General features: G+C 68.4%; 14 protein-coding genes and 2 pseudogenes. 5 read left to right on the forward strand and 11 right to left on the reverse strand.

The features are described 5' to 3' along the window. The first annotated feature begins 504 nt into the window (after window positions 1-504). Complete coding sequence (locus tag ACFY0T_RS23875; RefSeq protein WP_388873988.1) at window positions 505-3,039, forward strand: SpoIIE family protein phosphatase; 2,535 nt, start codon at window positions 505-507, stop codon at window positions 3,037-3,039. After that, window positions 3,036-4,118 (forward strand): sugar ABC transporter substrate-binding protein, encoded by a 1,083-nt coding sequence (locus tag ACFY0T_RS23880; protein WP_388873991.1) that lies wholly within the window; start codon window positions 3,036-3,038, stop codon window positions 4,116-4,118. The genes ACFY0T_RS23875 and ACFY0T_RS23880 overlap by 4 nt, the downstream gene beginning before the upstream one ends. A gap of 77 nt (window positions 4,119-4,195) precedes the next feature. Here ACFY0T_RS23880 and ACFY0T_RS23885 read toward each other — a convergent pair whose 3' ends face one another. Then, window positions 4,196-4,729, reverse strand: a complete 534-nt coding sequence (locus ACFY0T_RS23885; protein ID WP_388873994.1) for a nucleoside-triphosphatase — start codon at window positions 4,727-4,729, stop codon at window positions 4,196-4,198. A gap of 124 nt (window positions 4,730-4,853) precedes the next feature. On the opposite strand from ACFY0T_RS23885, the gene ACFY0T_RS23890 reads away from it, so the two are divergent. Beyond that, window positions 4,854-5,306: a YbhB/YbcL family Raf kinase inhibitor-like protein gene (locus ACFY0T_RS23890; protein ID WP_388873997.1), complete on the forward strand. Its 453-nt coding sequence runs from the start codon at window positions 4,854-4,856 to the stop codon at window positions 5,304-5,306. A gap of 70 nt (window positions 5,307-5,376) precedes the next feature. Here the strand turns inward: ACFY0T_RS23890 and sbnA are convergent, their stop codons facing one another. The 7 genes from sbnA to ACFY0T_RS23925 form a co-directional block, all read right to left on the reverse strand. Continuing rightward, on the reverse strand, window positions 5,377-6,474 hold the full coding sequence (gene sbnA / locus ACFY0T_RS23895; protein ID WP_388874000.1) for a 2,3-diaminopropionate biosynthesis protein SbnA: 1,098 nt from the start codon (window positions 6,472-6,474) through the stop codon (window positions 5,377-5,379). Between the two features lie 212 nt (window positions 6,475-6,686). After that, window positions 6,687-7,757, reverse strand: a complete 1,071-nt coding sequence (gene sbnB / locus ACFY0T_RS23900; RefSeq protein WP_388874003.1) for a 2,3-diaminopropionate biosynthesis protein SbnB — start codon at window positions 7,755-7,757, stop codon at window positions 6,687-6,689. Further along, on the reverse strand, window positions 7,754-8,758 hold the full coding sequence (locus ACFY0T_RS23905) for a TauD/TfdA family dioxygenase (protein ID WP_388874006.1): 1,005 nt from the start codon (window positions 8,756-8,758) through the stop codon (window positions 7,754-7,756). Before ACFY0T_RS23905 ends, sbnB begins: the two co-directional genes overlap by 4 nt. Window positions 8,759-8,781: 23 nt before the next feature. Then, complete coding sequence (locus ACFY0T_RS23910; RefSeq protein WP_388874009.1) at window positions 8,782-12,069, reverse strand: amino acid adenylation domain-containing protein; 3,288 nt, start codon at window positions 12,067-12,069, stop codon at window positions 8,782-8,784. 18 nt (window positions 12,070-12,087) lie between these two features. Further along, complete coding sequence (locus tag ACFY0T_RS23915) at window positions 12,088-14,613, reverse strand: Pls/PosA family non-ribosomal peptide synthetase (protein ID WP_388874012.1); 2,526 nt, start codon at window positions 14,611-14,613, stop codon at window positions 12,088-12,090. A 505-nt stretch (window positions 14,614-15,118) separates the two neighbouring features. Continuing rightward, complete coding sequence (locus tag ACFY0T_RS23920) at window positions 15,119-15,802, reverse strand: HAD family hydrolase (RefSeq protein WP_388874015.1); 684 nt, start codon at window positions 15,800-15,802, stop codon at window positions 15,119-15,121. A gap of 50 nt (window positions 15,803-15,852) precedes the next feature. Next, entirely contained in the window at window positions 15,853-16,527 is a 675-nt protein-coding gene (locus ACFY0T_RS23925; protein ID WP_388874018.1) for a DeoR/GlpR family DNA-binding transcription regulator, read from the reverse strand. Between ACFY0T_RS23925 and ACFY0T_RS23930 the strand changes: the two genes are divergently transcribed. Next, window positions 16,522-16,734, forward strand: a complete 213-nt coding sequence (locus tag ACFY0T_RS23930; RefSeq protein WP_388874021.1) for an amidohydrolase family protein — start codon at window positions 16,522-16,524, stop codon at window positions 16,732-16,734. The two genes, ACFY0T_RS23925 and ACFY0T_RS23930, sit on opposite strands and share 6 nt — an antisense overlap. Window positions 16,735-17,578: 844 nt before the next feature. On the opposite strand, the pseudogene ACFY0T_RS23935 reads toward ACFY0T_RS23930, so the two are convergent. Next, window positions 17,579-18,070: pseudogene (locus tag ACFY0T_RS23935) on the reverse strand (GTP-binding protein); the annotation flags it as partial. Between the two features lie 585 nt (window positions 18,071-18,655). Here ACFY0T_RS23935 and ACFY0T_RS23940 point away from each other — a divergent pair. Continuing rightward, complete coding sequence (locus tag ACFY0T_RS23940; protein WP_388874024.1) at window positions 18,656-19,819, forward strand: XRE family transcriptional regulator; 1,164 nt, start codon at window positions 18,656-18,658, stop codon at window positions 19,817-19,819. Between the two features lie 609 nt (window positions 19,820-20,428). Here ACFY0T_RS23940 and ACFY0T_RS23945 read toward each other — a convergent pair. Next, window positions 20,429-21,382: pseudogene (locus ACFY0T_RS23945) on the reverse strand (IS481 family transposase). A 150-nt stretch (window positions 21,383-21,532) separates the two neighbouring features. Beyond that, a complete protein-coding gene (locus tag ACFY0T_RS23950; RefSeq protein ID WP_388874027.1) occupies window positions 21,533-22,741 on the reverse strand; it encodes a serine hydrolase domain-containing protein in 1,209 nt (402 codons plus the stop codon). Window positions 22,742-22,900: the final 159 nt, after the last annotated feature.

Below are 22,900 nucleotides of genomic sequence, written 5' to 3' on the forward strand. Positions count from 1 at the left end.
CATGGCGACACCCGGCCTCCTCACCATGCCACGCGTGCTGTCGGCCCGAAGCCCAGCAGCCGACAGGCGGCCGCGATGCCGATGCCCAACGTCCGCCTGGAGCGCGTGGACGTGGCAAGACGACCACGTCGTCAGTGTGGCACCGGCTGCGGTCATCTGCGAACGCAGCGGCTCCGGCCAGCGACGTCAGGCGCAGTACACCCCCGAACGTGGCTGTACTGCGGGCCTCGAAGCGTCCTTCCCGCGGCGGGCCACCCTTGGCAGGAGGCGGCTTGCTGCGCCGTGGCCGGGCCCTCGGCAGCACCACCGTCCGGACTCCACCACCTGACGCGGCCGACGGGACGGACGACGCCCTGGCATACACATGCAACCCCGCATGAATGCCGGCGATGGCAAGCAAGCAAATCTGTCCGGTTGGCCCGTATATGCGACTCTGGTAGGTGGGTGCCCCGATCTCAACCTGTCGGCACCACCTGCGGCATGGACGGGAGGTTGGTTGCGGACATGCCTCATGACGGCCGTGCCCGGGCCGGGGTCTCGGAGCCGCAGGTATTCGAGGCCGACGCCGCAGACACCGGTTCACCGCCTCCGGTGCCAGAGGACGCCGCGAGTGATCGGGCCCTGACGTTCGCCGGAGCGGCGCTGGCGGTGGTCTATGTGCCCGGCGTCGGGAATGACGAGCTTCGATTGGTGGAAACGGCCGGATGCGCCCTTTCCGAGTGCGGGCTTCCGGAGTGTTTGCCGCTGTCCGGTGGCTCACCCGCGGCGCATGCCTTCCGCACCGATCGGCCTCTGTGGCTGAATCCCGCGGCACTCGCCTCCTTCGCCGAGGGCGGGCCGACGCCGCCGCGAGCGGAGGCGTCGCTCGGCGCGCTGCCGCTAGGGACGGAGGGCAGGCGGCTGGGCTGCCTCGTCGTCGTGGGCGCTTCCGCGGACGGCTTCGAGGCCGATCAACGGCGCTTCCTGGAGCGGTACGCCGACGCGGTCGCCGCCATGCTCCAGGCCGGGGCCGGCCGACCCACGCCGTCGGCGGTGCTGAGTCCCGCTCTGCGGAGTCTGCGCGTCGGCTCTTTCGTCCTGGTGCCGGATACCGGCCTGATCGAGGCGGACGAGACGCTGCTCGAGCTGGTCGGCATCACGCCGGATGACTTCGACGGCAAGGCGGACACCCTGCTCGCGCATGCTCTCCCGGAGGACATGCCCGCGCTGATGTCGGTCGTGGAGCCGTCCACCCAGGCGTTCGGCCGACGGGAGCTGGAGTTCCGAGTCCGCCGCCCCACGGGTGAAATGCGCTGGCTGAGCCTGAGTTGCCGGGTGGTGGCGAGCACCGACGACCGACCGGAGCAGGTGCTGGGCGTGGTGACGGCGACCACGGTCCAGCGCCGGAGCGCCGATGACGTTTCCAGGATCCAGTGGCTGACTGCCGCACTTGACGATGCCGCAACAGTCCCTGACGTTGGCCGAGTGGTGGTCACCGCGCTGCGTGAGCCGCTGGGCGCCGACCGGGTGGCGCTCGCCGAGTTGCAGGACGACCGGCTCATGGTCACCGTACTCGACCCGCCGCAGCCCGCCGCCTGGCCGGAGACATGGCGTTCCGAGTGGCGTTCGGAGTGGCCCGACGCACCGGTCAGCGCCCTGCCCACCCTGCAGACGGCTCTGCGGGACGGACGCCTGGATCTGTGGCCCGCGGGCTCAGCCCTCGAACCCGGCCTCGCAGGCATCGGCGCCGGAGGTCTGGCCGTCCTGCCGCTTCCTGCCAAGGGCCGGGCCGCGGGCGTGTGTCTGGTCGGCTGGGATCAGCCGCACGAGTTCGTCCCCGAGGAGCGGTCCCTGCTGACCGCCACCGCGGCGCTGGTCGGGCAGGCCCTCAAGCGTGCGCACGCACACGACGCCGAGCAGGAACTCGCGACGATGCTGCAGCGCAGTCTGCTGCCGCGGCGCCTCCCCGAGCTGCCCGGGGGGACCGCCGTCGCCCGCTATCTGCCCGCCAGGCGGGGGCTGCAGGTGGGCGGTGACTGGTACGACGTCATCGCTCTCTCCGAGGATCGGGTGGCGGTGGTCATCGGTGACGTGCAAGGACACAGTGCCGGAGCCGCGACGATCATGGGCCAGATGCGTACCGCGGTCAGGGCGTACGCGGTGGAGGGGCACCCGCCCGACGTGGTCGTCTCCTATGCGAACCGCCTGCTCGTCGGTATGGAGACGGATCTGTTCGCCACCTGTTGCTATGCCGAACTGGACATGGAGGAGGGCAACATCCTCTTCGTCCGGGCCGGGCACCTGTCACCGTTGCTACGCCATCCCGACGGCCGTACCGAGGAGGTGCAGGTCGAGGGTGGGCTCCCGCTGGGCGTTTCCTCGGAGGCGGAGTTCCCCATGACCGCGGTCGCACTGGCCCCAGGCGCGGTGCTCGCCCTGGTCACCGACGGCCTGGTCGAAGCCCCCGACCTCCCCCTGGACGAAGGCATGCACCGGACGCGCGCCGCGCTCGCTGCGGCCGATCCGGCGGATCCAGGGCTGATGGCCGACGCACTGCTCGGCGACGTCGGCCGTCGCGAGGACGACGTGGCGCTGCTGCTGCTGCGCTACGACGGCATGAAGACCCGGCCGATACGAGCCGGCTGGGTGGTGTGGCGGCTGCCCGACGCCGTCATGCACGCCCGCCGTTTCACCGCGCGCACTCTGCGGCGGTGGAACGTCGAAGAAGTAGCCGATGCGGTGCTGCTGGTCGTGTCCGAACTTGTCACCAACGCCCTGGTGCACACTCAGGGTCCGGTCCGCCTCGACCTGATACTCCGCGGGGACCGGGTGCGAGTCTGCGTGAGCGACTCCTCGCCGCGTGCGCCCGCCAAACCGGTGATCGTGGACTGGGAATCGACCGGCGGCCGAGGCCTGCTCCTGGTCGAAGCCATGTCGGAGTCCTTCGGCTCGGTGCCGGTGGCCGGCGGCAAGCAGGTGTGGAGCGAAATCGCTGTGCCGCAGCGCGAGCCGGCTCCCGCGGACTCGGGGTCCCGAACGGGGCACGGGGGTCTGCGATGAGGTCCCGCACGTGTCACGTCATCGCGGCGCTCGTCGCCGGGCTCATGACGATGTCCCTGGCCGCCTGCGGAGAAGACGAGGAGGCGCGCACGGAGGGCTTCACCGTCGGCCTGCTGCTCCCGAGCCGAGCGGTCCCCCGCTGGGAGCATTCCGACAAGCCGCTGATCGAGCAGCGGCTGAAGGAGCTGTGTCCCCCCTGCACCATGGAGTACGCCAACGCCCAGAACGACGCGACCAGGCAGCAGCAACAGATGATGTCCATGGTCACCAAGGGGGTCAAGGTCCTGATCGTCGACGCCGCAGACACCAGGGCGCTCCGCTCCTCGATCCAGCAGGCGCACACGGCGGGTGTCCCGGTCGTCGCCTATGACCGGCTCGCCGAAGGCCCGATCTCGGGCTACGTCAGTTTCGACGGCGCGCAGGTCGGCAGGCTCCAGGGCGAGGCGCTCCTGAAGGCCATGGGCGACAAGGCGAACGGCGGGAACGTCGTCATGATGAACGGCGATCCGACCAGCCCCAACGCGGCGTGGTTCAGGAGCGGCGCGCTGTCCGTCATCACGGACAAGGTGAAGATCGCCCGGTCGTACGACACCGTGGGCTGGAGCACGGAGAACGCCCACGCCAACATGTCCGCTGCCATAGCGGCCCTGGGCCCGAACCGGATCGACGGTGTCCTGGCGGCCAACGACGCCATAGCCGCAGGCGTCATCTCCGCTCTCAAGAGCGCCCGTGTCAAGAAGCTCCCTCCCGTCACCGGCCAGGACGCCGACCTCGACGCCGTGCAGCGCATCATCAAGGGCGAGCAGTACATGACGGTGTACAAGCCGTTCAGGACGGAAGCCGCCGCAGCTGCCGCCATGGCCGTCGCCCTGGGACGCGGCGACGATGTCCGCGACGTCGCCACGACGACGACCGACAGCCCCACCAACAAGCACATCCCGTCCGTCCTGCTCACTCCGAGCGCGGTGACGGTCGGCAACATCAAGCAGACGCTCGTCAAGGACGGCGTGTACACCATCGACCAGATCTGCACCAGGGAGCTCCAGCCCGCCTGCGACAAGGCCGGACTCGCTCAGTAGCGGGCAAAACTGCAGGTCCTGGCTCTGAACCGATGAGTTGGCGTACCAGAGCCACGGCTGTGCCTGGCCGACGGTCGTCATGGCCGTTCAAACCGGGCTGCCAGATCCTCGGGGAGGGCGACCCGATTGGTCCGGGTCACTTGGACGACTTCGATATCAGGGCGCTGCTTGAGGGCGTCGGTGAACGGGTCACTGTGCGCGTGGACTGTGGCGAGGATGTCGATGTCGGACTCGAACAGGCGCCGGACTGTGTCCTGGAACGCGGTGCACGCCAACTCCATACGTCCGAGCTCGTCGATCAGCACGAGATCTCCAGAAGCAGGATCCGCTGCCGCCGTCCTGAGCGACGGCAGCGCGAGCCGCTCCATGACGCCCAGATCGACCCCGTACCGGCCCACCCGCGGTGGACCCGGGAAGTCGACATGGGCGAACACGGCCCGCAGACCGCCCTCCAGTGTTTCCAGCGCGAATCCGCTCCGGGTACCGCCGTGCCGGATCTCCTCCGTGGTGAAGCCGACAGCCCTGCGGGTGCGCAGGAGTGCGGCCAATCGGCGGACAACGGTCGTTTTTCCCGTGCCGGGGCGTCCCTCGAGCAGGATTCTCGTCGGCATCTTGTGCTCCACATCAGGTCCGTCTTTACGGGTTCCCGGTGCGCTGGTCGGCGTACTCGGCCAATGGGGTGTTCGGCGCACCTGGGCCGGTGCCGACCGCGCTGTTCCGGGTAGGGCCGCCCGTATGACTGGAATTGAGCTCAGGAGCGGGGCGTTCGGCGACCATGCGGCGATCCCTCGACGCCACAGCGGGGAGGGCGACGACGTCTCGCCACCGCTGACCTGGTCGGCGGTGCCGGACGATACGTCGGAGTTGGTCCTGCTCTGCGAGGACCCTGACGCCCCGGGCGGGACGTTCCTGCACTGGTTGGTCACCGGTATCGACCCGGGGAGTCATGGTGCGACGGAGGGGGAGCCACCTCCCGGTGGCCAGGAGTGGCCCAACGGTTTCGGCCAGATGGGCTGGGGCGGTCCGATGCCTCCGCGGGGGCACGGGGCGCACCGCTACTTCTTCCGTTTGTGGGCCGTGTCGGAGCCGCTTCCCCTGCACGGCCAGCCGACAGCCGACGCGGTGCATCGTGCCGTGAAGGGGAGGGAGTTGGCGAGCGGCACGCTCGTGGGCACGTACCAACGCTGACCACCGTGGCGGACGTTGGTGGAGGTGCGCATGGGGGCGTGTGCGGCTGCGACAGGATCTCCGGACCAGCTCACCAGGTCTTACGGTCCTGGAACTGATGGCGCTGCTTGCCATTGCGGTCGCCGTTCTTCAGGTCCAGCCGCCGGCCCCACGGTGGGGGTGGCGGTGTGGTTGGCGTGGAGGAGTCTGCCCAGGGACCGCCGGCCACCTCGTCCGAGTTGAGCACGTCCTCACCGTAAAGATCGTGCAGCCAGTTGGTCTGGTAGATGGTGTCGAGGTAGCGCTCGCCGAGATCCGGGGCGACGGCCACGGCGGTGAGTTCGCGCGCGTCATGCTGGGCCAGCCAGCCCATGGCGCCGCTGACCACCGTGCCGGTGGAGCCGCCGAACAGGAATCCGCGCCTGGCCAGACGATGGCAGGCACGGATGGTGTCCGCCTCCTCGACGCGTATCACCTCATCCACATAGGAATCGTCGAGCAGCGGCGGGCGCATGCTCATCCCCAGGCCGGGGATCATCCGGCGTCCTGGGGTACCGCCGAAGGCCACCGAACCGACGCTGTCCAGTGCGATGATCCGTACTGGCCGGTGCCACTCCCGGAAGTAGCGCGCGCAGCCCATCAGGGTGCCGGTGGTGCCGGCCCCGAGGAACAGCACGTCCAGCTGTGGGAACTGGCGGGCGATCTCCGGGGCTGTCGTGCGGTAGTGCGCCTTCCAGTTGCTCGGATTGGTGTACTGGCTGAGCCACACGTATCGCTCATCGGAGGCGCACAGCGCGCGGACGTAGTCGAGCCGCGCGCCGAGGAAGCCGCCGTTGGCCTCCTGCCCGGCAATGATGTGCACCTGGCTGCCCAAGGCCTCCATCATCATCCTGGTCGACAGGTTGCAGCGGGAGTCCGTCACGCACAGGAACCGGTAGCCCTTGCTCGCCGCGATCATGCTCAGCGCCACACCGAGGTTTCCGGATGAGGACTCGACCAGGATCGATTCCGGCGTCAGGAATCCATCCTGCTCAGCGGTCTGCACCATCTCGGTCGCGGCCTTCAACTTGATCGAACCGGCGAAGTTGAAGCCCTCGCACTTCAGGAAGAGCGCGCGCCCGAAGATCGGCCGAAGGTCGACATAGAGCTCCTCTTCGTTGAAGTCGTGGGGAACGGATATGACGGGCACAAGGGTCTCCTCTGTCTGGAGCAGAGCACTTCGGAACGTCCATCCGGCCGTGGGCGGGCTTCTCGCTTGTGTGGGCGGGAGCGTGTGTCCAACCAAGCCGGACGGGGGCCTGCGGCAGCGGCCGCTGTCTCGTGCGCCCTGGCCTGCGGCGGCTTGACCGGTGATCTCTTCTGGGATGAGAGCTGGACAAGCCTCCTGGGCTTTCGGGTGGCTCATCCGTACCGGCTCAGTTCGTGGAAGAAGTCGTCGACGACGTGCAACTCTCCGCAGCGGACCACTTCGTCGTAGACGTACTTGCCCACCGCGAGGTCGAGCACCCCGAGGCCGAAGGGCGAGAACACCACGGGCCGGTCCGCCGGCACCGTCACCCGCCCGGCCATCACGTCGTCCAACGTGCCGTGCAGGAAGTCCCGGTTGCCCGTGAGCTGCTCGGCCAGATGCGGCGAGGTGTCGGCCTTCAGACAGTGCTCGATGTCATCGACGACGTTGGTCGAGGCGAGCAGGATCTGCGGCGCGAGGTCGCGCAGCGACACGTGCAGCACCAGCGGATTGTGGGCGAACCAGGACGGGTCGCTGACATGCGGCTCACCGGCGACGGTGGCGAAGACCACCAGGTCGCTGTTACGGATCAACTGCTCGGCGCTGTCGTGCACGGTGATCCGGCCGGTGGTGCCCGACTGCTCCAGATAGCACCGGAAGCCTGCCGCGCTGTCGGCGGACAGGTCGTGCACCCCGATGTCGTCGAACGACCAGCCGGTGCCGGTCAGGAAGGTGTGGATGTAGCGGGCGATCAAGCCCACCCCGAAGAACCCGACCCGGGTCGGGCGCGACCGGTCGCGGCTGAGCCAGTCGGCCGCCGACGCCGCCGACGCGGCCGTTCTGGTGGCGCTGATGATCGAACTTTCCAGACAGGCGAACGGGTAGCCGGTGTCATGGTCGTTGAGGATCAGCACGGCCGAGGCCCTCGGAATGCCGGCCGCTACGTTCTCCGGAAAGCTGGAGATCCACTTCAGGCCGTCCACCCGCACCTCCCCGCCGACCGAGGCGGGCAGCGCGATGATCCGGGAGGACGGGCGGTCGGGGAAACGCAGGAAGTACGACGGCGGGTTGACCGAATCACCGGCGCCGTGCACCCGGTAGGTGGCCTCGACCAACTCCACGACCTGTTTCTCGCGTCCGTGCAGTGCCCGCTGGACCTGGGCACCGGAGATCACCGCGAACGGCGGCACGGTGACCGGCGCGGGCATCGCGGATTCCTTTGGGGTGGAACTGATAGTGGTCATCCTGCGGTCACCTCGACGGTCGGCGAGCAGTCGGCCAGCTGCACCGGGTCGGCCATGGCGACGAGCACCTCGCGCGATCCCTCGAAGGGCTCCCTGCTGTGCGCGGTGCGGACGTTGTCGACGAGCATCAGGTCGCCGGCCTGCCACGGCTCGCGTGCGGTGTTGGCCTCGTAGACGCTGTTGAGCAGCTGCACGACGTCCTCGCCGATCGGGTCGCCGTTGCCGAAGCGGGTATTGAACGGCAGTCCGTCGGCGCCGTAGACGTCCAGCAAGTACTCGCGCACCTCGGGGGCCATGGTCCACTCGTTGAGGAACGCGATCTGGTTGAACCAGCAGCGTCGCCCGGTTCCCGGGTGACGCACCACGGCGCTGCGGCGCTGTCTGGTGCGCAGTCCACCGTCGGGCTGCCACTCGAACGTGATCGCGTTGGCGCGGCAGTAGCTCTCGACGGCGCCACGGTCCTCGGTGCCGAACGCCTCGGCGATGGACGCCCCGATCTCGTCGTTGTAGCTGCGGGTGAGCAGCCAGCCCTCCCGTTCGAACCGCTCGGTCACCTCGGCGGGCAGCGCGTCGAGCACGGTCGGTGAGTCGGCCACCCCGGTCGCTCCGCCTTCGGCTGGCGCGCTGAGACAGGCGAACATCATCAGGCCGGGGAACTCGAGCGTGTAGCTCAGTTCGTGGTGCATGCACATCGGCTGGTTCTGCGGCCACTTCGACGAGGAGTACACGCCGGGGGAGTAGGTCCGCCGGGGCGTGAAGGACTCCTTCTCGGTCATCAGGCCGGTGGCCAGCCTCGAGAAGACGGCGCCGGTCTCGGCCGCGTCGCGCAGCCCGAGGCCGCGGACCAGGACCGATCCGTGCTCGGCGACGACAGCGCGCAACGCGTCCCGGTGCTCGGCCGCCCAGTGCGGCGCGTCGCTGGCGGCCTCGGCCCGCAGGAGCGGTGGCTTGCCGGGTTTCAGTTCCGGGTTGACCAGCGACGCCGTGGATATGGACGACATCTTGATTCCCTTTCGGTTGCCACTCAGGAGGAAGTGAACAATTCGGCGGCGCGCAGCACGGCCTGCGCCGCCTCGGTCGGACGGGTACGCAGGAAGTAGTGGCCGCCGTCGGCGAGCTCGTGCAAGTCGACCTGCTCGGCGAGGAGTTGCCAGTCGCGGTACCGGCGCGGGTACTCCGCCGTGCTCGGGTCGTCTGCGGCAACGACCACGGTGACCGGCGCGGACAGCTTCAGCGCCGGTGGGCTGTCCAGGACATCGGCGAAATAACGGTGTGCGGCCACGCAGTCGTGCCGGTAGGCGGCACCGATGTGCTCGGTGTGCTGCGCGTCCAGCTCACCGAGCTCGGTGTACCCGCCGTCTGTGCTCAGCTGCGCGGCGATCTCGGCGTCGCTTCGCCCGGTCAGTTCGGTGATGGTGTTGCGCCGGTCGGCGGCGCTACCGAGCAGCTGCGCGCCGAGGAACACCCGCTGGACGTCCACCCCGCGCTCCTGCAGCCTTGTGGCCGTCTCCACGGCCAGTGCGGTGCCCGAGGAGTGGCCCCACAGCAGGACCCTGGTCAGGCCGCTCCGGACCATCTCGACGACGACCTGTTCGGCCACCTGTGTCATCGGCGCGAACGGCTCGCTCTCGGCGGCCACGTCGTGACCGGGCAGCTCGACGGCGTAGACCGCCGGGGCGTCGCTCGGCAGTGCCTGGGCCAGCGGCTGGAAGTTCACCGCGTTGCCGCCGGCGTAGGGGAAGCACACCAGGGCAGTGGCCTGTGCACCGTCTGCTCCCGACAGTGACTGGAGCAGCCGGGAGTGTCGCTCCGACCTGCCGTCGACCGGTACGGAGTGCCTCTGCGACCTGCCGTCGACCAGCCCGGCCAGGTCGGCGAGGATCGGGTGACGGGTGACGTCCTTGAGGGACACCGCACGGTCCAGTGTGATCGCCAGCTTCACTGCCGACAGCGACGTGCCGCCCCGGTCGAAGAAGTGGTCCCGCCGTCCGATCCGGTTCTGCGGGATGCCGAGCACCTTCGCCCATGCGGCCGCCAGTTGCTGTTCGGTCGGTGTGTTCGGCGCGTGGTAGTCGTCCTGGACGACATCGAGTTCTCCGGCGAGCGCCCGCAAGGCCTTCTTGTCGATCTTGCTGTTGGCTGTCAGCGGCAGGCTCTCCCGCCAGTGGAAAGCCGACGGGACCATGTACTCGGGCAGCGACTCACCGAGCCGCTCCAGCAGGACATCGACCTCAAGAGGCTGCCGACCGGAGTAGAACGCCACCAGGTACTTGCTCTGGTCGGCCCGCTCGGCGACCACCACCGCACCGTCGCGCACACCGGGCACCCGCAAGAGGGCGTTCTCGATCTCGCCGATCTCGATCCGGAAGCCACGAATCTTCACCTGGCTGTCCCGGCGGCCGAGGAACTCCAGCTTGCCTTCGGGATGCCAGCGGCCGTAGTCGCCGCCCCGGTAGAGCCGGGCGCCCTCACGGTGCGGATCGGCCAGGTAGGCCTCCCGGGTGCGCTCGGGGTCGTTGACGTATCCGCGACCGACGCAGACGCCGGAGAAGACGATCAGTCCGGGGGCGCCGAGCGGCACCGGGGTCAGGTGCTCGTCGACGACGTAGACGTGCACGTTGTTGACCGCGGGACCCAGCAGGACCCGGTCTCCGTCGGGCACGCGGTCCATGACCTCGTGGTTGGTGTCGTCCGAGGTCTCGGTCAGCCCGTAGGCGTTGACCAGCTTGATTTTGGGCTGGACGGCGAACCAGCGCTGCGTCAGCTCCTTCTTCAGCGCCTCGCCGGTGACCGACACGCACCGCAGATCCGGCAACTCGCGGGGGCGCTGTTGCAGACAGGACACGACGACGTCCAGATAGGAGGGCACGACCTGGAGGACAGCGACCCGGCCGTCGACGACCTTGTCGATGAACCGCTGGACATCCAGGATCACCTCCTGCTCCACCAGCAGGGTTTGACCCCCGACCAGGAGCGCGGACACCAGTTGCCACAGCGAGATGTCGAAGCACTGGGGTGCGGTCTGGGCCACCACCTGTCCCTCACCGATCTCCAGGTCGTCGATCTTGGCGTAGAGGTGGTTGAGCATGCCCGCGTGCTCGCACATCGCGCCCTTGGGCTCCCCGGTGGAGCCCGAGGTGAAGTAGATGTAGGCGAGCTGGTCCGGCGCGACACCGATGCCCGGATCACCGTCGGCGTGATCCTCCTCGTAGGCCGCGTCGATGAAGACCGTCCGGATCCCGGGCAGCGAGTCGAGCGCGTGATCGAGGGTGGCGGTGCTGCCGTGTTCGGTCAGCACGAGGGAGCACTCGGCACGCGCGAGCATGGTGGCGATGCGACCGGCCGGGAAATGCGGCTCGATGGGCAGGTACACGCCCCCGGCCTTGAAGACCGCCAGGACCGAGGCCAGCCAGTCCAGGTTGCGCTCGGTCACCACCGCGACCACGGCTTCCCGGCGCAGCCCCCGTGCCAGCAGAGCGCGTGCCAGCCGATTGGCCCGGGCGTTGAGCTCGTGATACGTCCATTGCCGCTCGCCGTGCACGGCCGCGACGGCGTCCGGGTGTGCCCTCACTCGCTGTTCGAACAGCTCGTGCAACCGACGGTCCGGCAGCTCCCGGCGCGGTCCGGCGAGTTCTTCGAGCTGGAAGTGGAGTTCCTCGGCGGAGAGCAGGCTCTGCCGCCCGTGTTCGGCTTCCGGATCGGCGGCGATCAGCGCGAGCGCGGCGACGTGGTAACCGGCGATCCGGGCAGCGCAGTCCGCGTCGAGCACGTCGGTCCGGTACCGCAGCCGCAGCACGAGTCGGCCGCCACTCTGCGAGAACCCCACCCACAGCACGGCGTCCTCGGCCACGTCACCGCCGACGCCGCTCGGATCGAAGACGGTCTCGAAGGGCGGTTCGGTCAGGCCCAGCTCGCGCCTGAGATCATCGACCGGAAAGTCCTTGTGCGACAGCAATTCGGACTCGACTTGATGGGTGTTCAGCAGGAGCGCCCGCCACGATTCGGGTTCCGCCGTCAGCCGGCAGGGCAACGGCCGGCCGCAGTCGGCGGCGACGTAGCCGGACACGACCTCGCGCTCACCGGACAGCGCGGCGAGCACCTTGGCGTGTGCGGCCAGCAGCACCGAGTTGAGCGGCACCGCCAGGTCGTCCGCCAGCCGGCGCAACGGTCCTACGACGTCTTCCGGGATCGTCGTCTCGTGGTCGGCGACACCCGTCACCGGATCGAGCGTCCACCGCGGTATCGCGGTGAATCCACCGGCGACGAGCTCACGGCGCCAGAACTCCCGGTCGGCTTCCACTTGCACTCCCATCGAATCTTCCCCCGCCACTCACGGCCGCCACGATGCTGTGGGCCGCTGATCTCGTATCTCCGTGGCGGGATTTCCGCCCCACCGAGCGTGCTCAGGGACTTCCTCGCCTTTCATGAGGAAGGAATCGGGGGCGAGTACTGCGCCGTCGCCCATCGTCACGCCGTAGTGGACGTGGGCGCCGACACCGAGGGTGCAGCCGACACCGATCGTGCTGTGGTCGGACTTGAAGGTGCCGTCCTCCTGCGAATGGCACTGGATCTTGCTGCCCGCATTGAGCGTGCAGTCGCTCCCGATGATGGTGAGCGTCCGCTCCGTCACATAGCAGCCGTCGTCGAAGACCCTGCTGCCGATCCGAACGCCCAGCATCCGCCACACCACGTTCTTGAAAGGGGTGCCGTTGAACACGTTGAGGTACTCGTCGGGCACCTTCCAGAGGCGCTCGTGCCACCAGAAGTACGGGTCGTAGATGGAACACAACTGCGGCCGCAGCGCGCGGAATGCCGCGATGCCGCGCTCCACCAGGACGAAGTAGACGGCGGTGAACACAAGGCTGAACACCAGGAACGTGGCGATCAGTACATGCCCGTAAGAATCGTAGAGATCGACATCAGCGAGGCCGAGCACCGTGAGGACGAACAAGTACAACCACCGCACGAGCAAGAAGAAGACCATCGAGCGGATGTTGTAGCGGTTCTTTGCGGCGAGGCTGCGGCGGAACTCGTCGCCGGTGCGGAGATGGTCGAACCGGGAGTCGCGCTCAACCGATCGGGGGATTTCGAAGCACGGCGAGCCGAGCAGGCCCACCCCCTCGCGTATCTCGCCGTCGAGCGGAATCATCACCTTCGTCGCAAGGAGGCAGTTCTCGCCCGTCCTGGCCCCTGAGGGATAGGCGATGTTGTTCCCGAGGAAGTTGTGTGGCCCGATCGAGGCCCGGGACACCCGAAAGGACGTACTCGAGAAGTCGGCGTTGATGATGGAAAGACCGTCAGCGACCATCGTTCCGCTGCCGACAGAGCACAGATACGGGGTCTCGTGTTGCACTTCCGTGCCGAAGTTCGACCCGGTCTGCTCGACCCGCGACAAGTCGTATCCGAGGCCGCGCAAATAGTGAACGATGTAGGAGCTGTCACCGAACAGCCATTTGAAGAATTTTATGTTGGTCATGCGCCCGATCGCGCGGTGCGTCGAGTAGTGAAAGCCGTACAGCGGATAGACCTTGTCCGGCTTGACGACCAGGTTCAGCAGACGCGGAACGGTGAACAACACGGCCAGGCCCACGACCACGAAGCCGAAGAACGCAATGAACGACAGGATCAGCGCGTCGATGTAGAGCTCCGGCGACGCGAACCCCACCGCGCCCGGACCCAGCCGGTTGTGCAACGCCGGAACCAGAGTCACCAGCATGTACGCGCCCCCGACAGTCAGCGGCACGTAGAGGAAGAACAGCTGAAGCACGGTGACGAGGCCGAAGCCGGCCCGGCGCAGCGTGCCGCACTTGGCCGACGCGATCCCCACGTAGTCGTGCTCCGTGGGCTGTGCCGGGGATCCGTGCCAGCGCCGGCCGTCCGGGACCGCCTGACCGCTGTGCAGCGAGGACGTGTGGCCGAGCTGCGCTCCGTCGCCCATCGAGGTGTCGATGTCGAGCACGGTCTTCTCGCCGATGAACACATCCCGGCCAAGGGTGACCCGGCCGGTCTGGATACGGCCGGCGTGCGCCCGGTAGCAGAGGAAGAACGAGTCTTTGCGGATCACGGTGCCGGCGCCGACCGTGAGCAAGTCGGTGCAGACCGGAACGTTGCGGGAGAGGATCGTGACGCCCTTGCCGATCCGTGCGCCCAGGGCCCGCAGGTACAGCACGTACAGGGGATTGCCGACGAAGAAGATCATCGGGTTGGCGTGGATCAGCACCTTGACGGTCCAGAAGCGCAGATAGGTCAGACCCCAGATCGGGAACTCGCGCGATGTCCACCGGCCGATGAGGAGCCATTTGGCCACGATCGGAAAGGTGCACAGACCGACGAAGGCGACGCCGCCGAAGACGAACGATCGCAGGTAGATGTCGATCACATCCGAGCCGGCGGAGACCCAGGTATAGCCTCGGTCGGCAACCAGTCCGGCGAGGAAGGAATATCCCAGGAAAAGCAGGCATTGCAGCGTTCCGCAGAGGACGTACCGCGGCGTGCTCGCCGGTGTCACTTCCTCGGTCGACGCCGGGACCGACGACTCGACAGGCGTGGGCGCGGCGTCCGCGAGCCCCGTCGCCAGGCTTCGGATCGTTGGGTGCCGGTAGATATCCTTCATCGACGCTGATGGGAGGTCCGCCCGTTTCCTGACCCGTGCACAGAAATGGGCCATCACCAACGAGTTGGCGCCGAGGTCATCGAAGAAGTGGCTGTCGACCGACACCCGCTCGACGTCCATGACGTCCGCCAGCACCTCGGCGAGGTTTCTCTCGATGCCGGTCTTCGGGCCGGTGTAGCTGCGCTTGTCGATCGCAGACTCATCCGGCCCGGGCGTCAGGACTTCGACGGATTTCTCCTCCATGCGAGCTCCTTGAGGAACTTTCGAGCGCCGTCGGCCTTTACGGTCGGCGTCCTGTACTCGCGCTCTTCGGTGACCGGAGCGGGTGATCCGGAAGTCATGAGGTGGATCTGTCGTCCGGTTCCAAAACCGTTGATCAGTCTCTGCTGTCCGCCGTCGGGCTGCCACTCGAACTCGAACGCGTGGGCGTGGCAGTAGCTCTCGACGGCGCCACGATGTCCGCATTGCCGGACGCCTGGCATCCGGCAATGCGGAGCGCTGGGCGGCCCGATTCAGGCTTCATCCGCGAGCCCGCACAGCGGGATGGCGATGAGCTGCGCACGGATCTGGCCTTACTGCATACGAGTGGCGTGCGCCTGATCCGGGAGGGAGCTGCGCTGAGGGCGCGCAACAGTCATCAGCGTTGTTGCCATCAAGGAACGAGATGGCTACGAGGTGAGGTCTCGCGACCCGCGGTGCGCAGTGCACCACCGCCGAGTCCGACTTGGCGACAGGGCCGGGCGGTGAGTCAGGCCACGAGCCGGAGGACGTCGGCCAGGCCCCGATTGCCGGTGCGCTGTTCGGCTGGGAGGATGTAGGCGCGCAGGCCGCAGGCGGTGGCGCCGCCGTCCCGTTGCGGGTTGTCGCCGACCATGAGGGTGGCGCGGGGATCGGCGCCGAGGTCCGCGCAGGCCTTTTGGAACAGCTGGGGGTCGGGCTTCTCCCAGCCCACCTCGCAGGAGATCACGCAGGTGTCGACCAGGTCCTCCAGTCCCGCGCGGGCGAGGTGGATCCGCAGGTCCCAGGCGAAGTCGCTCACAATTCCGATGCGCAGTCCGCGGGCGCGCAGGGCACGGAGCGTGGGCTCGGTGTCCGGATAGGGCAGCCAGGCGTCGGGTGCGGTGAGTTCCCGGTAGGCCGTCTCCTCCGCGCCTCGCAGGAAGTCCACGTGTTCCCACCAACCCCGCATGGCGAGGCGGTGCCGTGCGGGGGAGAGGTCGCGGCCCTCCTGGAGGGCGACGACGGCGGGCAGCCGGAAGGCGTCCCGCAACTGCCGTGCGATCCCGGCCATGGCGCCATCCTTGTCCAGTACGGCGGCACGGTCGGCGGCGGCGCCGACCCGGCGCAGCCACGTCTCCAGGTCGATCATCTGGAAGATCGTGTTGCTGAAGTCGAAGAGCACCGCCTCGACCTGCGGCACGGGAGCGGCCATCTCCGCGACGGTGGGGCGGTAGGCGCTGGGGGTTTCGAACAGGGCGTGTATCACAGGGAGTGGTCTCCGGGGTCGACTGCTTCGACGGGTACGCCGAATCCGCGGATGGCCGCGATCTCCGCGTCGGGTGTGCCGGTGTCGGTGACGACGGCCTCGTAGTCGGCCACCGTGCCGTACGCGTGTGTGGCGGTCTTGCCGAACTTCGAATGGTCTACGAGGAGAAGGGCCCGCTGGGCGGAGGCGAGCATGGCCTGCTTGACCTCGACGTACTCGCTCAGGGGGTGGAAGAGCTGGCCCGAGAGGACGGCGGTGGCCGACATCAGGGCGAGGTCGGCGCGGATGCGGGAGAGGGCGCGGGTGACCTCGAGGCCGGTGCAGGAGTTGAAGTCGGCGTGGTAGCGCCCGCCGAGCAGGGTGACGTCAACGCCCTGGGCGGACCCGAGACGCTGTGCCAGGCCGACCGAGTTGGTGACGACGGTGAGCTGGTCGAGCTGGGCGAGGGCTGGGGCCAGGGGGAACAGGGTGGTGGAGTCGTCCATGAGTACCGTGCTGCCTGGCCTGATGTGGCCGAGGACGGCGTGGCACAGGGCCTCCTTGGCCGAGATGCCGCTGCTTTCGCGGAAACGGGTCGCCGTTTCCATGGTGACCGCGGGGAAGGGGACGGCCCGGCCGCGTTCCTTGCGGAGCAGGGAACGCTGGGCCAGGTCGTCGAGGTCGCGGTGCATCGTCATCAGGCTGACGCCGAAATCGCCAACGCCGCCCGCCTGCTCGGCGAGGAAGACCTGCGCGGCACCCTCACCCCCGGCCGCCTCGCCGACCTCACCATCTGGGACCAGGACCCCGCCCACTGCCCCAGCGGCACCCTGCGCGACCTCAACCCCACCCACACCATCGTCGGCGGCCTCCTCGTCACACCCGCCGTCGCCCGGTAGGAGACCGCGCACCGCAGATGGAAGAAACGCGCGACTCGCCCGGCACGCAACAACCACAGCGACCGGGCGAACAGCGCCTGTCTGCCGTCGGCGAATCAGCACGCCGCTCTCGGGAGGGCTGCTGTGGAAAGCCAGACTGACATCCCGCTCGGCTGACCGCGACCCTGCCGCACTCAGATCCGAGCGGACCTTCCCGCCCGCACCCGCCTGGTCACCGGACGGCCACCGGATCAAAGCGGAACTCGACTACAGCCGCGGACCGGCTGCACGCCCGGTCGCTGCTGCGCACGCATCCGGCCACCGGCGCGGCGATCGCCGTCCACGGCGCGGGGATCTTCGCCCAGGCCGTGGCCATGGCGATGCCAGCACTCCTTGCGACACAGATGGACGCGGGCTCCGGGGCGTACGGCCTGGTGCTGGCCACCACCGGCGCCGGGGCGCTGGCCGGGAACGTCGTCGCGGGCAACGTGCGGCTCCCGCACCGGCTGCCGGTGACGTACTGCCTGCTGTGGGCCTTGTCCGGACTGATGCTCGCGGTCACCGGCTTGGCCGGGAGCATGCCGGTCCTGCTCGCCGTCTCCGCGGCCTCCGGGGTGGTGTCCCCGTTCCTGGGCGTCGCCTTGCAGACCCACCTGTCGGCGTTTCCGCCAGCGGCACGTCGGCGGCTGATGGCCGTCGACCTGACCGTGATCCGTGCCGCAGGCACCACCTCGATGCTGGTGATCCCCATCGTGGCGGCGAGTTCGCCGGTTGCGGGTTTCTGGGTGGGTGGTCTGGTGACCGTGGCAGTGGCGGTCATCGGTGCCGGGGCCGCAAGCTGGTGGTCCAGGGACGAAGGGGCCGGGCCCGCCGCGTACTCGGTGTCGGTGAGCAGGCGGGAGTCGAGCAGCTCCAGCAGGCCGTCGCGGTCGAGGCCGGGTGAGGTGAACGTCAGGTACTGGCAGCGGTCGCCACGTTCGAGGTGCCAGTCCAGCGAGGCGGCCACCCGGCGCTCGGGCGGCACCATCTCCCACGCAGCGTCGGGCAGCGCGGCCAGCCAGGGACCTGACGACTCCACGCAGAGGGCGCCGCCAGCGGCGTCCCAGGCCAGCAGGGTGTCGGGGCGGTCGGCGAGCCAGAAGCGGCCGCGGCTGCGGGCGGCGGCACAGGCCAGGTCCTCCAGCGCCGCGTAGAGCCGCTGTGGGTGGAACGGGCGGTCGCGGTGCCAGGCGAGGGTGACGACGCCGTGCTCGTCTGCCTCCTGCGGCAGGAGGGCGTACGACGGGTGCTGCCGAGCGGCGGCCGCCGCGAGGTCGAAGCCGGCCTGCAGGGCAGGGCCGAGGGTGCCCTCACCGACTGGGCAGCGGCACGGCGCCAGTGCGGTGTTCAACGGCTCCCGCTCCGGCTCGAACCCGTACGGCACAGTCACCGTCGCGCGCGGAGGGGTCACGATGCCGCCCTGGCTGACGGTGTAGACGCGGATGGTGAGCTTGGCGCCTCGTGGGTCCAGGGGCGGGGCGGCACCGTTCGTCATGTCGACGTTCCCTCTCTCAGGTGTGAGCGTTGGCCATGTCCTCGAACCGGTTGCGCGGTGTCGCGGGGGCTGATCAGTCGCTCCGGCGTTCGCCACCCGAGCCGAGGTCTCGGAGACTTGGCGTCGTCGCGCGGCGTCGTGACGCTGACCGTTGGACGCTGCTCTGACCTGCTGTCATCCGTTCCCTCGGAGGGGTCGTTGAGTGCTCCTACGGTTCCAAGCAAGGCAGTTGGCGTCACGGGCGGCCGTGACCAACTTTTCTGGACACTCACCATTCCGATGACCCGGGACAACTGACATCAGTGGCTGGCTGGTTGGTCGGATAAACCGGAACCCCGGTTCACGGTCCCTCAGATGAGCGACGACGCCGCTACCGTGAGTCCACGACGTCGTGCAGGGAGCTTGCCGATGAACGCCCCGATGAAGCCCGGTTCGAAGGCGCAGCGAGACGCCCTCCGCCACAGCATGATCATCGCCGGATGTGCGGTCGCGGACATTGCCGTCGAGATGCGCGCTCGCTTCCGGATGCGCCCGCGGGAGGCCTGGCGGCACGCCCACGGTTGGACGCTCCAGGAGACGGCGGATCGCATCACCGAGGCGAGCAACGGACGCCCCGGCGAAGCGGTCGCTGCCGACGCGTCCCTCGTCGGCAAATGGGAGAAGTGGCCGGGCCCTTCTTCCCGTCGGCCGGGCCTGTCCGCGCTGTTCGCGATGGCCGATGCCTTCGAATGCCGAGTCGAGGACCTCCTGGATCTCGATGACCGGAGCGCTCTTCCCGATGCCGACTTACGTGTAGTGAGCCGCCGGCCGACGGATGCTGAACATGTCCCGCACGCCGTCACAGCTTCGCCGGTCGCCCCGGTACCCGAGCCAACGGGTACCGATCTGGTGCGTCGTGCCGCCGACGAGTCCGCCACGTGGGCGCAGTGGGCAGAAGCCTCGAACGTCGGCGACATCGCGCTCGAACAGCTGATGGCGGAGACACGGGCTCTTGCTTCCGACTACCTCACCTTGGATCCCGTTGAACTCTTCGTCCGGACGCGGTCCTTGCGCGATCGCGTGTTCAAGCTGCTCGAAGGCCGTCAGTACCCGCGCCAATCGACTGACCTCTTTGTCTCTGCCGGCTACTTGTGCGGACTGCTGGCGTGGATGTCTTCGGACTTGGGCCAGCTGCGGGATGCAGACACGCAGGGGCGCGCCGCGTGGCTATGCGCGGAACTTGCAGGGCACAACGTCTTGGGTGCCTGGGTTCTCTCCACTCGGTCCAAGGTGGCGATCTGGGACCGGCGCTTCCGTGACGCGATCAACTACGCACGGCGTGGCGCCTCTTATCGGACTACGGGTACGGTCGCAGTGCTCCTGGCCTGTCAGGAGGCCGATGGCTGGTCCGAGCTTGGCGCTCGGGACGAGGCTTTGGCGGCCCTAGCGCGCGCTGCGGAGGCGCGGGACGCCATCACCGGCGAAGACGACATCGGAGGCATCTTCGCGTGCCAGCCGGCCCGGCAAGAGAACTACGCATCGGCCGCCCCGCCGATGCATTGCGAGCGGCGGACGATGCGCTCTCCCTTCTGACGGCTCAGCCCGTGCGTGCGTACGGCACCGAAGCGCAGATCCACATCAGCAAGGCAGCGGCCCATCTCGCTGGCGGCGAGGCCGAAGGTGCGCTGGAAGCGCTTGCGCCGGTGCTCGCGCTCCCGCCCGACCACCGTCTCGCGCCCGTCACCCGGCGCCTGGGCGAACTGCCCGTCGACGCCGCCCGCACATACTCCGGTTGTTGCTTGTCGTCTGGCTTGTCGCTTGTCGGCTCGCAGGTCAGAGCCAGTATTAAGCGGTCCGTGCAAGGTGCTGGCTCTGTATGGGTGGGAAGGCGACAAGCGACAAGCACCGGATGTTGCCAGGGCTCAGGTCCGGCGGGTTCATATGGCGTCAGGTCTGTCAGACGCGTCTGACGCGTCAGGGCCGTCAACCGGACGGTCCACGGCGCGCCTGAGGGCGGCAATCCAGGGCGGGGGACTCATGCCGCACGGCCTGGAATGCCGTCCTGAGGGCCTTCCAAGGAGCAGACGGCCGCAGCGGGCAAGCCCCGCCGGGCTGCTCCGGGCCGTGAGGGCATCCCAAGGCTTTTCAGCAGGGGGCGGACCGGCTGAGCGCACCCGCATCCTGCCCGCCTGAACAGCCGTCCTAGATGTATTGCCCAGTGAGGTTGGGGACGCGGCTGGCGGGTGGTTGGCCTTTCAGCGCAGTGTGTCCGCGGTGGTGATTGTAGGTGTGCGGCCACTGCGGGAAGGCGTCGCGTCGTTCCTGTTCCCTGTGGTAGATGCGGGCGTAGGCTCATTCGTCGAGCAGGGTGCGGTTGAGGCGTTCGACCTTGCCATTGGTCTGGGGCCGGTAGGGCCGGGTTCGCTTATGGGCGATCCCGGCCGCCTCGAGCGTGGCATGCCAGTCGAATGAGCGGTAGCAGGAGCCGTTGTCGGTCAGCACGCGTTCGACGGTGATCCCCGCGCTGGTGAAGAACGCCTGGGCCCGTGTCCAGAAGGCGGTGGCGGTCTCCTTCTTCTCGTCCGCGTGGATCTCGCTGTAGGCGAGGCGGGAGTGGTCGTCGACGGCGGTGTGGATGTAGCTGTAGCTGGCGTGCGGCCGCTTCTTGCGGCCTGCCTGTCGGCCGAGGACCTTGTGTCCGCCGCCGTCGGGGATGTTGCCGAGCTTCTTGATGTCGACGTGCACCAGTTCGCCTGGCCGGTCGCGTTCGTAGCGGCGTATCGGGTGGCCGGTGGCGCGGTCCAGGTGGGACAGACGGGCCAGACCGTAGCGGGCGAGGACGCGGTGCACGGTGGACGGCGCGAGCCGCAGCAGGCCTGCGATGCGGGCTGGGCCCCACCGGCGCAGGACACGGACTTTGATGATCCGTCGTTCGGTGCGGGTCGCGGTCCGCCGTGGGCTGGCGTGCGGGCGGGAGGAGAGATCCCTCATCCCGGCCCCGCCGAAAGCCCGGTAGCGGGTGGCCCACCGCTGGGCAGTGGTGGGAGAGACCTGGAAACGCTCAACCGCGCGACGCAGGGTCCAGCCGTCATCGACGACGCAGCGGGCCAGACGCAGACGGCCGGTCTCGGTCAGGGGTGCATTACGGTGTGGCACGAGGGCCTCTCTGGTCGCCGGTGCAGATGTCGCAATCCACACCAGGCCAGAAGGCCCTCACTCATTTCAAGATCCCTCAGCCGAGACCTGTATCATCCGTCCACAACCTCCTTGGACAGAACACCTAGCCCGCGCGTCGTCCGCCGCTCATTACAGGATCAGTGGCTTCTCCGGGGCGAGATGATTGGCGATCGACACCAGGAGCGCGGTGCTGAAGTTCTTGGCGGTGTCGCTGCCCATTCCCTGCGTCGCGGCCGTCGCGATCGCGATCTTCCTGGAGGGCAGATAGGCGACCGATCCCTGGTAGCCGGCGAACGACGGATTCTGCAGGAGCCAGGTGTTCTGCACGGCCAGCCCCAGGGCGTAGGACGTCCTCGGCGTCACCTTGGCGACGGGGGTGATCTGCACCTTGTGCGACTCGGGCGTGAGCAGCTTCCCCTCGCCCCACGCTGCCACCGACTTCCCCATGTCCTCCAGCGTGCCCGTCATGACCGCTCCCGGGGCCAGCGTCCATGACGGGTCCCAGTAGGTGGCGTCCTCGAACACATCCCGCTCGTTGTCGAAGGAGTGCAGCACCGGGGCGGGGATCTCGGCCGTGGACGGGTTGTCGGTTCCGGTCAGACCGAGGGGCTTCAGGATTCCCTCGCGCATCACTTCCGCAAGGGGCCTCTTCCTGACCTTGGAGATGATGTCGCCCAGGATCACCCAGTTGGCATGCGAGTAGGCGAACCCCGACCCGGGCGGTTTCTGGAGGGGTTTGGAGAAGGAGAAGCCCAGCAGTGCCTCCGGCGTCCAGTGCCGGAAGGGATTCTTGTAGAGCGCGGCGATGAACTCGGGGTTCTGGACGTAGTCCGCGTAGCCGGAAGTGCTGGAGGCCACCATCTTCAGGGTGATGTCCTTCGCGTGCGGCAGGTCGGGTAGCCACCGGGAGATCTTGTCGTCGAGCCGGACCGCGCCCTCGTCGACGAGCTTGAGCAGTTCGGTCGTCAGATACGGAATGGCGACCGCGCCGATCCGCAGGTGCATGTCGGTCGTCGCGGGGATGCCCGTCATCGTCTCTCCGGAAGCGACGCTCGTGACCTTCTCCCCGTCGATCCAGACCCCGGCCATGGCTGCGGTGAGCTTGTACTTCTTCAGGGAGTCGGCGACCTGCTTCTTGATGAAGGCCTCGCTGTCGGCGGGAATGCAGCTGCCGCCCTTGGAGATCTGGTCGGGCGTGCAGGCCTTCGGCGCGCTCTCGGCCTTCGTGGCCACCGTGGCGACACAGCCCGTGAGCGAAGCGCCCAGAAGCCCCAGGGTCAGCGGCAGGCATATGAGGGCGGTTCTTGCGGTTTGACGCGTGGCTTCGGGTCGACGCACGGCGGAGCCTCCATACGGGTCGAAGGCTGCGATTCCCCCACGTCGCACCTGCGGGCTTCGTTCCGGATGCTAGCCGCCGGTACCGGCCGTCGCGCTCCGGGCGACCCCGTTCGGGTGAGGCGGCTTCGCGGGATCGTGAGGCCGCCCCGGCCGTGGCAG

The sequence above is a fragment of the Streptomyces sp. NPDC001530 genome (assembly GCF_042894545.1).
Classification (GTDB): Bacteria; Actinomycetota; Actinomycetes; order Streptomycetales; family Streptomycetaceae; genus Streptomyces.

Coding starts and splice junctions, on each gene's coding strand:
- ACFY0T_RS23875 (WP_388873988.1), top strand. CDS start 505: ATGCCTCATGACGGCCGTGCCCGGGCCGGGGTCTCGGAGCCGCAGGTA.
- ACFY0T_RS23880 (WP_388873991.1), top strand. CDS start 3,036: ATGAGGTCCCGCACGTGTCACGTCATCGCGGCGCTCGTCGCCGGGCTC.
- ACFY0T_RS23885 (WP_388873994.1), bottom strand. CDS start 4,729: ATGCCGACGAGAATCCTGCTCGAGGGACGCCCCGGCACGGGAAAAACG.
- ACFY0T_RS23890 (WP_388873997.1), top strand. CDS start 4,854: ATGACTGGAATTGAGCTCAGGAGCGGGGCGTTCGGCGACCATGCGGCG.
- sbnB (WP_388874003.1), bottom strand. CDS start 7,757: ATGACCACTATCAGTTCCACCCCAAAGGAATCCGCGATGCCCGCGCCG.
- ACFY0T_RS23905 (WP_388874006.1), bottom strand. CDS start 8,758: ATGTCGTCCATATCCACGGCGTCGCTGGTCAACCCGGAACTGAAACCC.
- ACFY0T_RS23910 (WP_388874009.1), bottom strand. CDS start 12,069: ATGGGAGTGCAAGTGGAAGCCGACCGGGAGTTCTGGCGCCGTGAGCTC.
- ACFY0T_RS23915 (WP_388874012.1), bottom strand. CDS start 14,613: ATGGAGGAGAAATCCGTCGAAGTCCTGACGCCCGGGCCGGATGAGTCT.
- ACFY0T_RS23920 (WP_388874015.1), bottom strand. CDS start 15,802: ATGGCCGCTCCCGTGCCGCAGGTCGAGGCGGTGCTCTTCGACTTCAGC.
- ACFY0T_RS23925 (WP_388874018.1), bottom strand. CDS start 16,527: ATGCACCGCGACCTCGACGACCTGGCCCAGCGTTCCCTGCTCCGCAAG.
- ACFY0T_RS23940 (WP_388874024.1), top strand. CDS start 18,656: ATGAACGCCCCGATGAAGCCCGGTTCGAAGGCGCAGCGAGACGCCCTC.